Source organism: Hyalangium ruber, from assembly GCF_034259325.1.
In the GTDB taxonomy this organism is placed as follows: Bacteria; Myxococcota; Myxococcia; order Myxococcales; family Myxococcaceae; genus Hyalangium_A; species Hyalangium_A rubrum.
The window spans coordinates 1-13,267 of sequence record NZ_JAXIVS010000034.1; the positions used below are offsets into that span (position 1 = coordinate 1).

The window sequence follows — 13,267 nt, forward strand, 5'->3', positions numbered from 1 at the left end:
AGCGAAGAATTTGGCTCCCAGGCCAACGCGCTGGCCTAGCCGAGCCGGGCACTGATGCGCTCCTCGACCTGCTCCCAGGAAACCGTCTTCACGCTCCCGTTGAGCACTTCACGAGCCCGGCGCTCCACTTCCGCGGACCACTCGACCTGGGCCTCCGGGTCCTCGGCCTCTACCTCCAAGCTGAGCAGAAGCTTGTGGGCAACCTCGGCGCGCTCCTCCGGGGGAAGCCGCAGCACATCCGAGAGGAGGTCTTCCTTGGTCGCCATCGGGCAGAGTTTAAGCCCCGCCCCATGCACCGGCAACGAACGCCCAGCCCGGAGGGCTGCCAGAATCGAGCCCTCTCCGCTTGCCGCGGGTTTGCGGCTGAAGGGTGTCGGGAAAAAACAAAAGCCCTGGAGTTTCTGCGGAAGTCCGCGAAACCCCAGGGCTTTCGAATGGTCGGGGAGACAGGATTTGAACCTGCGACCCCTTGGTCCCGAACCCTCCTTGGGGGCGTCGGAGGGGGGCTCCCAGGAGGCTTCCGCTCCCCCTAACTACTTGAAATCACTCAGCTTTCTAGGGGTGACCAGGCAGCGACTTGTCCAAGGTTTCGCACCGATTCGCACCGATTCCGCTACCCGGCCGCTACCAGATGGCGCGCCCAACGGGTCCGAGGTTCCACCCCACCTTGAGGATCCTCACGGGGCCAGGTTGCTGACGGTTGAGGAGATCGCCCGCTGCCTTGGCGTCTCGCGTGCCACCATCTACAAGCTTTGCTCGGAGGGCAGGCTGCCCCACCTGCGAGTATCCAACGCTATCCGCTTCCGGCCCTCAGACCTTGGAGCCCTGCTTCAGCGGTGATGAGGCGAGGCCCGCAACCTCAGGTCGAACCGGGACTTACTGATTACGAACGGGGATAGGCGAGGGCTGCCTGGGCCTCTTCCCTCTGAAAATGGCTTGTCTTGGCCGCCTCTGGCATGTCCTGAGTGGGGAAGAAATCCCCGTGTCCCCTACTCCACCGCGCGCCACCTCGTGCCCGAGTGCTTCCAGGCAACACGGCCCCCACTCGCTCTTGGTGGAGGCCTCGGTAGGGATACGCGCCTTGGTTCGGCCTCCCAACATCTCCACGAAACGCCCCGCTAGGTGCTGGGGCTCGGCATGCGCGCCCGCCTCGCCCGTGGCCCCCGAGGTTCGACGTGTGAAGCTCAGGGCCGGCAGACCAGCGAGGTGGAGGATTTCGCCCGCTCGAGTTCCTTCAACGCTCCGTCCACCAGGGCTGATGCCAGCGGCTTGGACTCCTGCGGCGTGGGCACTCTTCCTGGTGTGGCCCAAGGCACCCCAGGCACGGAGACGCGGAAATCGCACCCCATCTGCTTTCCGTCCTTGAACACCCGGGCGCTCACTTCCAGAGTCGCCGACGTTCGTTTCCCGCCCTTTTTCCGGTAACTCCCCACCAACTGGTATGCGCCTGGTAACTCCGGAACATCTACGAAGGCCAGCGTCGGCTGGCGCACGCCACTGCGGTCCCGAAGCTCCGAGACCACCGCCGCCTTTACTCCGGAGATGTCCAGCCACTCGTCGCGCTCGAAGAAGTTCGGAAGCACGAACCTCGGGCGGGGATCCTGCACCAAGTGCTTCAGGATGATCCCCTGCTCCGGTGGGGTGACCTGGCCAATGTAAAAGTTGCCCCCTCCTCGGGGCATGGCGATCACCGGCTGCTGTGCCCGGCTCACTCCCCGCGCCAACTCCGGCACCTTCTTCGAGGCGTATTCGAAGAGCCGCCCCACGTCCACCAGCGACTCCTCCGCCAGCCCCTCGGCCGACATCCCCTTGAGAAGACTGTACGTCAGCACGCCCTGCCCGAACTCCGGGGCCTCGTAGCTCACCGCGTCCGACGACGCCCCTGCCAGCACGTACATGCCGGTCTGGTCCTGCATCTGCTCCATCGCTCGCACCTGGCTCGACGACATGCCCCGCGAGCCGGTCATCTTCAGCACCATCGCTCCCGAGTTGCAGGTATCAAGGATCATCACCTGCTTCGTCGCCGGGCTCTTCTTCAGGGCCTCATTGAGGGTCTCGCTGGAGAGCGTTCCACCGCAGCGTAGCTCGGGGTCGCTCATGTCCAGGCTCCAGGCGTCCTGGGTCAGGTAGTGATAGGCCTCGTGGTTGCCGTGGCGGGACGCCGCCCCGTGCCCGGCCAGATAGACTACCACGATGTCCTCGGGCCTGGCGTCCTTGAGTTCCTCGAGCGCCCGGAGCAGGTTCATCTTGTCAGGGGTGCAGGGACTCTGGGAGGGCTTCAGCGAGCAGGAGTTGCCATCACCCTCCGGTTCGGTGAAGCGCCTATCGCCGGAGGCAAGCCCCGTGAGTGCTGGCAGGCAGAGATCCTGGCGTTCAGCGGTCGAGGAGAGCCGACGGATATGCACCCGATCGCATGTCTTGCCCGCCGCGAGGTCTTCCGCGCTGCACAGCAGCCTGCGTGCGGCGGTATCAAGCGCCCGGGCGAAGTCGTCGGCATCCTTGGCGGCATAGCGCAGGTCGATGCCGGCGCCAGTGTAGTCCGAGACTCCAGCCACAACGGCCCAGAGTCTAGGCACCACGAGTTCCGCTTCCGTTACGGGAACGTCCACGTCCGTGGCGCCGCGGGTGCCGATGCGAGGCGGGGAATACTCGAACGTCACAGGCTTGCCGAGAAGGTACTCCTCATCGTTGTAGGCTTGGACGGAGATGCGGTTGACGGGGCGCTGCGGGGCCGTGTCCGTCTTGGTGCCCGGGAGCCGGACCGTATGAGCTTGGAAGTAGCGGAACAGGGGCTTCAGGGGAATGTCACAGGTGAGCCGTCCGGGTTGGCGCTCGCAGCGCGCATCCTTCGCCGCGTCAGGGGCGACCGACTCCACTCGCGGGCTCTTGGACGACTCTGGGCCGGAGCGCTCCAACGAGAGTTGAAGCACTTCTTTGCCGTTGATGGCAACCTGCGTCCGCCCGATGCCGCCCCCGCGCTCTGTAAGCTCGATGTGGAGGGCGGGAGCGTTGGTGGGTCCCTGAACCCTTGCCTTGACGTCCGGGTAAAGCCGGGGATCGTCAAAGCGTTGCACGTCTCGCAGGGGCTCGGAGGAGTAGCCCATCAACCGCGCCAGTAGATTGGGCTCGTAGTAACGGCTCTTGAGCTGAGAAAGGCTGATGGTCTCGAAACCATTTACCACCCAGTAAAGCCCATCGATCTCTCCACCGTTGGATGCGTCATAGCGGCCACTGGGGTCGATCACCGCCCAGGTTCCATCGGTGAATGAGTAGAGCTTGCACAGCTCAAGTCCGGTGCGGGTGTCCCACAGGCGAGTGGTGTTGTCCGCCCCATAGGTGATGAGGAAGCGACCATCGGCTGAGACGTCGAGGGAACGGATAGGACCAGTGTGGCCTGGGATGGGAGAGCCGGGTACGGGGAAGACGCGGAGCGGCTCCGCGCGCTCATGCGCTTCACCCAGGATTGACTCCAGCGACCACATCTGGACAATGCCATTTAACCGCCCTAGGACGAGCATGTCCCCCTTCTTCGAGAATCCCGATAGCGACCAATCAGGGAAAGTATGGATGGGCCGTGGCGCCCTCGGATTCCTCAGATCCCAAAGCAGGGTGCGCACATTGAAACTCGAATCCTTATAGGAATAATGAGAGGCCAGCATGAACCGCCCATCTGGAGAGATGAATGCGGACTCAAGCGTGACCGCATCCAGCCCCTCCGCGTAGCCAATCCGTGTTCCTGTCTTGGTGTCGTAGATGGCCAGCACGATCTCGGAGAGTTCCTTCTCGGGCTCGAGCCTCCCGCGTGCCACAAAGAAGCTCCCGTCGGGTGACAGCGCTTCCAGCTCGTGACCCGGATAGGCGCTCAGTTTCCGCTGTAGCTGTTCCCTTAACCGGATTGTCTGTTGCGGGTCTGATTTACTCCCCCCGGCAAACTCAGTCGTTTGCTCGGGGATCCGTGTGCTGTCGGACGCGGCATCCCAGAGGTACGGCCCCGAACTCGTGGAGACGAGCATCCGGCTTGACTCCTCTGGCGCGAAGGAAACCTGCAGCACGTTCATCGCCCGCTCGTTGAGACGGGAGACCTGAGTGAAAACGGGCGTGCTCTCGGCCGTGGGTGAGGAGCTATACACGGCGAGATGCTTATAACCGTCTTGACTCAGCACTAGGTAGCGCCCGTCCTCTGACCATTCTGCCCAATCGGGTATGGGGTCCCGTTCCATCAAGGTGTCGAGAGACAGTTTCAGCCGCACCGCCCTCCAGTGTGCCAAGTCGAAGAACCAGTCTTCCTGGCCCTGATTGAAATGGAACCTGTCGAAGTACGAATTGAAGGATCTGCGGATTGTATTGCTCTCTCGTAAGATTCGTAACGGCGCTCCGCGTGTGATGTCCCAGAGCGTCATCTTTCCGTAAGCCGAGATGATCAAGGCCTCCTGGAGATCCGGTGACAGCCCCCCAAAGTGGTGGTGTTTCACCATTTCGATGCGCCGGACGAGCCGGCCCGTCACCATGTCCCAAACTTCCACTAGGCGGGCGTGCCTCAGGCTGGGTGACCCACGGACTAGATGACGGCCATCCCCATGACACACCGTTGAATTACCCGACAAAGGATGACTTGTCTGTGGCAGCGCTGGAAGCATGCGGACCCGCCTCCAGGTACCGGTGTCCCAGAGCGTACCGCCACCCACGGGGTCCCCACTCAGCAGCCAGCGGCCGTCGGGCGAGAATCGCAGACAGGAAAGCCCACCGGGAGACAGTTCCCCGAGTGGGCGTCCTTTTCGGCCTTCCTCCCCAGGCGGCGGGACATCCCAGAGAATGAGTTGCCCGCCTGCCGAGCCACTGATGACCCGGTGTGCACCTGGCAAGAATCGGACCTTAAGGTCTTGGCCCGTCGTGTCCCGGCCCAACACCCGCCCCGCTCCGGTCGTGACGTCCCATACCTGGATGAAGCCGGCCACGTCGGCGGTCACGACGCGCAGGGAGTCGTCACTGAATGCGGCAGCCGTGATCGGCGCCTGATGTCCCTCGAGCCGCAGCAGTATCTCGCCCGTGTCCGCCTTCGAGAGCACGGCGACAGAGTTATGGACGGTGAGCACGAGGCGAGGCATGCCCGGGCTCTCAGGCCCCACGACGACGACCCCAGGCACCGACCTGATGCCTTGGGCGGCCACCAATCGCAGGGGCGGAGCGCGCTTGGGCGCCTCCACACTCATGGCTTGGGCGGCACCGCCCTCCACCGGTCTGGAGTCAGTGGCCGGCACCGATGCTGCCTTCTTCTCTTCAGGACCCCATGCGTGGGCTTGAAACTCGAGCTTGAACGGCACACTGCGCAGGGTACCCGCTGCATTCTCGGCTTCGAGTTCCAAGGAGTTGGAGCGGGTCCCGCCTTCGGGGATGTGCACCCAGAACTCTGGAATCACGTTCCGGAAGGAGGATAGGGAGAGATCGCAGTCCAGCCCCGTCTGATGCTGACGACAGGCTTGGGCCACGGTCCGGAGGTCGAGCAAGTACTCCGCGCCATTGAGCGTCACCCGGATGCGTCCGATTCCGCCCGAGCGAGCCCGCACCTGGAACCGGAGGCGGGGCTCGTCGAAGCCTTGCCACTCCACCACTCCGTCCAGGGTCGGCGCGAGCGGACGTTGCTCGAGGGAATCCACGGGGAGCAGTGGCGAGGGATTGCCCCCCAACAGTTTGCCCAGCAGCCCGAGTTCCTGCCGCTGTTCGTGGAAGCGCTCGAGCGGGAAGACCTCGTCACCAGACCGCCACGAGAAGCCCGCTGCCCAGCTCGAACGGGAACCATCAAAACGTCCATCCGGACCGAGCACTAGCCAGCCATCTCTCCAAAAGAACAACTCGGCCAGCCGTCTCCCAGTCGCGGACTCAAAGAGGTGGATGGCCCCCCCGTCGTACACCACGAGCATGCGGCTGCCATCGAGCGAGAACGTACTGCTTCGCACATCCATGGGGTGCATTTCCTGGAGCTGGCCAACCGGCTTGAGCGTGGCCACATCGAGGATGCGTCCATTGATGACCACCCGATCGCCACTAGGGAGAAAGACTCCAAACCCCTGGGCCCGCTCCGCTCTCAATGACGATCTGCAGGCCAACTTCCTTCCTGTGGTATGCTCCCATTCACATACAAAGAGCGCAGAGGTCTTGTCTTGAATCCCAGCCGCCAGTACCCGGCTGCCGTCGGCAGAGAAGGCGGCCGCCAGCACAGGCCCGCTCTCCATGCCTTCCAGAGGGGGAAGCACCCTTCCTTGCTCCAAGTCTGCCCGGATGATACCCGTTTCGTACCCCAACAACAGGAAGCGGCCATTGGGGTCCGGCGAGTGCCGGACCGAAACGATCTTCTTGTTCATCCATGTGGAATCCAGCTCCAACTTCCGAGTCCATTGTGCGCTCTCCTTGTTCCATGTGAGCAGGACCAAGCTGACCCCATCGGTCTCGAGGTTGGACGTGCTCACCACCAGCGTGATCGAACCCTCGGGTGTCAAGGACCCATGATGGACGTAGAAATCATAAGGGAGCTTAGCACTGAAGCGCTCAATGCCGGTGTGCACCTCGCGCACCAGCACCCGACTTTCAGAGTCATACTTGACCTCCAACTCAAGTTGGCCATCGGATGACCAAGCCATTAGTCCTTCGAGGCCATCATGCGCTGAAGGTCCTGGTGATTTAGGAAAGCGATAATCTTTTTCTCTTGGAATAACGCTATCCCGCGGAATGACACGAGTTGCATCCGGTGTGATGAATGCAGCCTGTACGTCTTGCATACCAATGAGCCCAAACTTCCTGACCCACTTGCCCGAGGCTGTGTCGACGACGATGATTCTTCCAGCGGTGACGTAGGCCGCCAGACGGTTCTCCGGACTTCCGACCAGGAGGCTGTCATCGATTTTGTCATCCCGAAACAGGCCCGAGTCCCGCGGAATGACCCATCGAGGAGGGGCCATGACAGGGGAAGACAAATCCCACCAGCCGATGGCCCCGTCCCGCCCCCTGATCGCCAACAATCCACGTCCGTCCGGTGAAAAGCGGGGCGGGTGCCGATAATCCAGACCCTCAGCATCCACGAGCGGCTGAGGGGGGCCGCCCGCAGTCAGGTCCCACAGAAGGGGCTTGCCCGAATACAAATAGGTGGTCACGAGCCTGCGGCCATCAGGGGAGAGGGCCGCCGAACTCAGCGTGAATGGACTTCCCTTCAGTAGTAGGGGCTTCGCCCGCGGCGCAAGCGGCTGGTACACTTCCAATGTGTGGGGCTTGTCTCCGTTGATGACGACGGCCGCCAAGTCAGGTGTTGGTACGACCCTCGCTTTGCAGGAGACTTCGAACGTCGTGAGTGGCTGCTCCCGCTCAGCGGAACGGAACTCATAGGTGCACCCCCCTCCAGGAACGAGCCACCGATCACCTCCCGGTGAGAGGCCCACCACCGGATCTTCCAGTCCGCTCGTGACCTGCCAGGACGGGCGTCTGGGTTGTCCCGTGGTGAGGTCGAGCCACTGGATGGAGATCGTGTTCCCATTTGGGATCATGAGTAGAAGGGACTTGCCGTCATCACCGAGCGCGGCTTTTACCCCACTACCCGGGACCCACACATCTCCGAACAGCTTGTCTGTCGCGGTCTCGTAGACCAGCACCCGAGTAACCTTGGATTCATCCTCGAACTCAGCAGCCGAGAGAATGCCGAAGAACTGGCCATTGTGGCTGCCGAAGAATTGGCCACTGTGGAACCCTTCGAACAGTAGAGATTCCCTGTCCGGGAACAGCGGGCTCAAGAGCCTTGGCGGGCTCGAGAGCCTTGGTGATGAGGCGAGGGCGGAGGGCTGCACCAAGGCGTACAGACAGAGCAACATCTGAAGGAACAGCCTTTGCGCATGGCTGAGATGCCTGGTGATATGCATGTTTTTCATGACAGTCTTTTTCGTCAGTAGACGACGAAGCTGAGATTGACCGTGGGGAGGACACGCTGGATTCCTCCAATGGGCAGGTGGATGCCGCCGCACAGCACCAGACTCAGGTCACGTTTGGCCAACTTCGGTTGGTACGTCAGGAAGGCGTTTCCACCCGTGCCGCCCAGAGACTTGAAGTCCGACGACGCTCCCGCCGCCAAGCCGAAGATTCCCATCTTCACCAGGCGCGGAGGCCCCGAAGCGCAGCGCCCCCTGAGCGAGGAACGAGTTCCCCAGGGTCGCCAGCAGGCTCGGGCTGAAACTCGGCAGGCCGAAGCTCAAAAAGTCAGGTGCTTCCATCCAAAAGTGGCTCACGGCATCGCTCGCGAGTACTGCGGGAGAGGCCCGGAGGTTGGAGGGCGGCGATGAGGCCTATTTCTCGCCCTCATACAGGTCGATCTCCGGGAGTTGCTCGTCGAACGGCGGCTCCGCGCGCGAGATGGCCGTTCCCTCCACGAACAGATCGATCTCCGCCTCGCGGCGCGCCACCAAGCCCGGCAGCACCTTTCCCTTGGCCTTCGTCCACCGGCGCAGTTGGTTGGGCACCTCGTCGAGCTTGCCGTCGTTGATGACCTTCAGCAGGCTCGAGCCTTTGAAGTTGCCAGCACCCGCGTTGTAGACGAAGTCACAGATCGCATCGAACTGGGGCTGGGTGAGAGGCTTCTGCACCAGCGCCATCACCGCCCGTTCGGCCTTGGCCATGTCCTGGCGCAGCAATTCGACGCCGCGCTCGCGAGAGATGCCCTGCTGGAACTCCGCCTCCACGGTCTCGTCACACGGCGCCTTCTTGATGAGGTGTCCGTACCCAACGGTGCAGAGCCCAACCGGGTCGTTGTACATCCGCGGCTCGAACCCCTCGAACTTCGTGGTGACCGCGAGCCCCTTGTCGCTCATGTTCAGTTCGGGGAAGTCAGCGGACGGGACCCACCGCTCGACCTCTTCGGGCTCCTCCTCCAGGAGAAGGAGGGGCACCATCCGCTCTTCGGCCGGAGCGGCGGTGGTGGCGGTGGCCGTCGCAGTGCCCCCCCCGGCTCTGGTCGTAGTGCACCCCCAAGCCAGCATCGAGCTTAGACCCACGAGGGCCCATATCTGGCAGCGCTTCATCATCGGATTCCTCATCTGTTCCAGACCGGTTTCCTTCCCATCACAGCGTTTTCGAGGCGTTCAGCGCCCCGAAGATCAGGGGCTTGCTCAGGTTAAAGGTCCCCGGACGGTTCATCGGGCTGGCCTCCCACTCCTGAGTGATCTGCTTGTGCCGCCAGCACTCGACGCGCACCATGTCCGACTTGTCCCAGGCGCCCCACTTCTCATTCTGGCCACTCTTGGCGCGGAGAATGCGCTGGTACTCGACTCCCACATCCATCTGGGCTGTCTTGTCCTTGGAGAGTATGGCGCTGCTGTCGAAGGCGTGGGAGCCCCAGGCAATGGACTTCTCGGGGTCGATGACCATCACCACGTGTCCGTCGTTCTTCGTGGAGGTCTTTAGGCGGCGGTACACGAGCACGTCGCCAGGCCGTAGCTCCGGGTCACCTATGCAACTGTTGAACTGGTCCCGCATGGCGCTCTTACCGAGCTTCCCCTGGTGCGCGATCTCGGTCAGGAAGGCGCTCTTCTCGTCCACCATGTCCCAGGTGGAAAGGGGGCTGCCCCGCTTGTTGACGTCCGCGGGGATCTTCAAGTTCTTCGCCACGCCCTTGTTGTACTGAAGCCCGGAGCGGGTAAATGCGTACCAGATGGCCCTTGAGCACTCGATGCCGATGTCGAGGTTCTCCTCGTCGCTCAGCTTCTCCCAGCGCCCAACGTGGTCCTTGTTGTAATGGGCGCCGTCCGTCCCCTGCTGGCTTTCATAGCGGTGGGTCAGCTCTGCGGTCATATAGAGCAGCTTGTAGAGCGCCGAGTTCGTGTTTGCCGGGAGTTGCTCGCGGATGTCGTAGTGCGGGAGGGTGAACTCGCGCTTGTCGCTCTTCTCCTGCGCCAGAGAGTCCTTGAAGCCGCTGTTGGCCACCGTGACCAGGGCCACGTGGCTTGAGGTCCAGGTGTTGGGCTCCGTGACCTCGACGTCGTCCGCCCCCCGGGTCCCTCCCAAGTAGGCGGCCAAGGCGCCCTGCAGTCCGATGCCTGGGCCGCGGGTGGCAGCAGGTTCCGTTAGATCCGACCACTTGACCTGCTCCCGAGTGCCGAACACCAGCAAGTGATCCCTCGCCTTGAGGGGCGGAGCGGACCGTTTGGTCATCTTGAAGGTGTACTCAAGTGTCTTCCCGGGCTCGAGGGTGATGAACTGCTGCTCCTTCCTGGCCGGGCTGGGGAAGCCATCGATGCCGCCATCCGCAGTCATGAACACTCCGCCCACGTACAAAGGGATTTTCGGCGCGTCATCGGCCAACCGGACCCGGACCTGCCAGCAGACATCTAGCGGGATCTCCACCTTGACGCTGCCCGCGGGGTACTTCGTGCTGTCCCAGCGCTCGGCAGCCTTGTCACAGTCGGCGTTGAGCCCTTTCTTAAGGGGGACCACCTGGACCTGCAGGGTCTGGTCGTTCTTGAATTCAGTGCCCGCCTCGCCCTTCACCAGCAGCAGGGCCTTCTGGCGGGCGTGCTGGCCCAGGTTCCTCGCGACCTTAGCGGGCTCTTCCACGGGGTCCTTGAAGGCATAGCTGCTGCGCAGGACACCGAAGGCATCGAAGAGTTGCAGGTTGCCGTCGCTGCCCTGACTCAACGTCCACACCTCGGTGCCCTTGTCCTTCGCCTTCAGCACCTGCACGGTGTTCTGGAGGTCCAGGTTGGCGGCGATGGCGTCGATGATGCGTTTGGCCCGGTCCGGTGTGATGGCGCCCGGTTTTCCAGGAGGCGCGAAGCGGGCGGTGAGCGTGACGCTGTCCTTGCCAGGGAGGGCCAGCATTGCGATGTCCCCCAGTTGGAGCGACTCGAGCCGCGCCTTGTTCTGCGCAGTCTCCTTGTCCGCGATGTCCACCGTCGCCCCTTCGACACCGTTCATCGCGGTGACGACGCCCGTCGCCTTCGCCTTGGTCGGGTCGTTGAGGTCGGACATCGTGGTGGCTGCTCCCGGCGTGCCCGGCAGGTTGTAGATGCGCACTTGGGCACCGGCGCTCCAGCCTGGAAGTGGTGTACCCTTGAGATCGAGCATCCGCTTGGGGGCGTGGCTCCCGTCATTTCCCTTGAGGCGGATGGCGGAGACGAAGTAGCCCGTCGGCCGCTGGATGGTGGATGCACCGAAGACCTTCAGGTTGGTCCGGCCGCCCTGAACCTGCACCTTCTGGTCGCTGCGTGCCGCGACGAGCGGATCGAGACGCCTCTGGAGCTGGTCGTAGGTGAGGGCAGTGCCCGCCGAGTCACGAAGGACTTGGATGAGAGCGGTGGTGAAGAAGCCTTCTTTCAGGCTTTTGCTCTCCTTGGCCGCCGTGCCATCCACTGCGGCGGAGATGAAGTTCAGGCCGGGGAGATCCTCGCCGTCCCACTGGGCGCTTCCTGGCGAGGCAACTGGAATCCCGGCGCGCAGGTCCAGCGTCTCCCTGCTGGTATCGAAGTAACGCGTCTGTGCGGTGGTGTTCTCGCCCCCACGGGTGGCCGTGCCTGAATTGCAGGAGTCCAGGATGACGGTGACGTTCTGCTCCCGCTCCTGGGAGCCGTCGCTATTCATCTTCTTAAAGAGCCGGCCGAGCATCATGTTGAGCTTGTCGTCGACCAGATCGGGCACGTCGCCACTACGGGCGTCCCAGAGCATGAGGGTTTCGTCCTTCTGATCAGGCTCATCTCCGTTGCCATCCCGGGCCTGGGAGCCGTGGCCGGCGAAGAAGACGACGACCACGTCGCCGTCCTGCGCGCGCTTCACCAGGCTGTCCTCAAAGGCTTTCTCGAAAGCGGCGAGGCTCGCCTCGCTATTCTTGAGCAGGCAGACGTTGCCCTTGGGGAAGCCGAAGCCACCCACGGGGTCCGTGAGCAGCCGGTACATGCGGTCGGCATCCGTGGGCGGACCAGCGAGGTTCGTCGGCCTGGGGTGGTTCTTGTACTCGCCGACGCCGACCACCAGCGCAAGCCGCCGGCGACCCGCGAGCTCGCCGTCCTTCTCCGGGACGGCTGGCGCATCGAGCGAGCAGGCCCGGTTGGGGAGGATCTCCTCATGGGCGCATTCAGCGGCGAAGGCCGGCCCCTGAAATAACATCAGCATGCAGGTGGCAAAAGCGAGCTGTTTCGGCTTGAGTCTGTTTCGGATCATCAGCGGTCCTCGGGCACGCAGGCCCGGAATGTCGCACTCGTCTGCCCTCTAGAGCCTCTCTTAGAGCTCCTAACAAAAATCAGGGTTGAGGGGCCTCTCCCCTCGGGGCGGTGGCTCCAGCTCTTATTTTTGTTAGGCGCTCTTACTGCAAGGGGGACAGTAGTTCGGAAGTCAACAAATTCGCAAGCAGCGCCTCAGCGCAACCCCTTGCAAGGTGAGTGCGGAGGTGCCTCGTCGCAGGGGGAGCGTACGAGAAGGCAGCAGAGGTTGAGCGCCGCGCGCCGAGCGGTGGGCATTTGCTTTGCGGCCCGGCGACTCGCTCACCGTCCCATGATCGGCTTTGTCGATAGGCTTCAGGTCATCAATTTCTCTCCTCCCTGCTATCCAAGCTACGGGGCTCCTGGCAGTTACTCTGGCGGGACTGACTCCCGCCGAACGCGCCAGCATTCGCTGGATGCACATTGGGCCGGGTTGCTGCGCCGGACGTTCGCGCTGGACACTTTTTTGCCTGCGTGAGGTGTGGAGGCAGGCTTAAGGGTGCTGGCGATCATGGTAGTGCCATTATCGTAGTGCCATTATCAGCCGTCCCCCACCCTCCCACGATCCATCCCCCTCTTCCTTGGGTATAAGCCCTCGGCGGAGTCCCTCCGCTGACGTTCGGATGACTGCGACTGCAACCCGCTGGAATTGCCCATCGTAGCGCCCCGAGCGTCCCCTACCCCACTCAACCCTGCGCCCTCACTGGCGCGCATCACGCGCGCCACGTGGGCTCCATGCCCTTCGTGCGCGCGCCGCACGGAGGACACCGTGAAGAAGATCATCCACACCGTCCGGAGTTGCTGCCTGTTCCGAGCGATGACGTTCGAGGAGGCCAAGCGCCTCTGCATGAACCTCAGCAAGTCCATAGTGCGCGAGCACGAACGAACCAGGAAGGCGGCCCTGGACCGCAACGATGACCGGTAAGTCCTCGCCGAGCCCCGTCCCGACACGGAGCTGCCCCGTCCTTGGCCGCACGGAGGGAGAGGTGGTCAGCCCTGGGCCTTCGGCAGCGTGACGGTGCCCGGGTTCTCGATGGCAGCGAGCG

7 protein-coding genes are annotated in these 13,267 nt (G+C 63.1%); 2 read left to right on the plus strand and 5 right to left on the minus strand.

The features are described 5' to 3' along the window. Nucleotides 1-35: 35 nt before the first annotated feature. Nucleotides 36-266 carry an addiction module protein gene (locus SYV04_RS43500; RefSeq protein ID WP_321552042.1) on the minus strand — a complete coding sequence of 77 codons (231 nt, stop codon included), beginning with the start codon at nucleotides 264-266 and terminating at the stop codon, nucleotides 36-38. A 295-nt stretch (nucleotides 267-561) separates the two neighbouring features. On the opposite strand from SYV04_RS43500, the gene SYV04_RS43870 reads away from it, so the two are divergent. Beyond that, nucleotides 562-840, plus strand: coding sequence for a helix-turn-helix domain-containing protein (locus SYV04_RS43870; RefSeq protein ID WP_422724033.1), 279 nt, complete (start codon nucleotides 562-564; stop codon nucleotides 838-840). 344 nt (nucleotides 841-1,184) lie between these two features. Here the strand turns inward: SYV04_RS43870 and SYV04_RS43505 are convergent, their stop codons facing one another. The 4 genes from SYV04_RS43505 to SYV04_RS43520 form a co-directional block, all read right to left on the minus strand. Beyond that, nucleotides 1,185-7,910 carry a caspase family protein gene (locus SYV04_RS43505; RefSeq protein ID WP_321552043.1) on the minus strand — a complete coding sequence of 2,242 codons (6,726 nt, stop codon included), beginning with the start codon at nucleotides 7,908-7,910 and terminating at the stop codon, nucleotides 1,185-1,187. Nucleotides 7,911-7,924: 14 nt separating this feature from the next. After that, on the minus strand, nucleotides 7,925-8,125 hold the full coding sequence (locus SYV04_RS43510; RefSeq protein ID WP_321552044.1) for a hypothetical protein: 201 nt from the start codon (nucleotides 8,123-8,125) through the stop codon (nucleotides 7,925-7,927). Nucleotides 8,126-8,321: 196 nt separating this feature from the next. Then, nucleotides 8,322-8,921 (minus strand): lysozyme, encoded by a 600-nt coding sequence (locus SYV04_RS43515; protein ID WP_321552045.1) that lies wholly within the window; start codon nucleotides 8,919-8,921, stop codon nucleotides 8,322-8,324. Nucleotides 8,922-9,093: 172 nt separating this feature from the next. After that, nucleotides 9,094-12,183 carry a caspase family protein gene (locus SYV04_RS43520; protein WP_321552046.1) on the minus strand — a complete coding sequence of 1,030 codons (3,090 nt, stop codon included), beginning with the start codon at nucleotides 12,181-12,183 and terminating at the stop codon, nucleotides 9,094-9,096. An 807-nt stretch (nucleotides 12,184-12,990) separates the two neighbouring features. Here SYV04_RS43520 and SYV04_RS43525 point away from each other — a divergent pair. After that, on the plus strand, nucleotides 12,991-13,146 hold the full coding sequence (locus SYV04_RS43525) for a hypothetical protein (protein ID WP_321552047.1): 156 nt from the start codon (nucleotides 12,991-12,993) through the stop codon (nucleotides 13,144-13,146). The last annotated feature ends 121 nt before the right edge of the window (nucleotides 13,147-13,267 follow it).

Excerpts from the sequence above, each read along its gene's own strand:
- SYV04_RS43510 (WP_321552044.1), bottom strand. The coding sequence starts at position 8,125 with ATGGGAATCTTCGGCTTGGCGGCGGGAGCGTCGTCGGACTTCAAGTCT.
- SYV04_RS43500 (WP_321552042.1), bottom strand. The coding sequence starts at position 266 with ATGGCGACCAAGGAAGACCTCCTCTCGGATGTGCTGCGGCTTCCCCCG.
- SYV04_RS43520 (WP_321552046.1), bottom strand. The coding sequence starts at position 12,183 with ATGATCCGAAACAGACTCAAGCCGAAACAGCTCGCTTTTGCCACCTGC.
- SYV04_RS43505 (WP_321552043.1), bottom strand. The coding sequence starts at position 7,910 with ATGAAAAACATGCATATCACCAGGCATCTCAGCCATGCGCAAAGGCTG.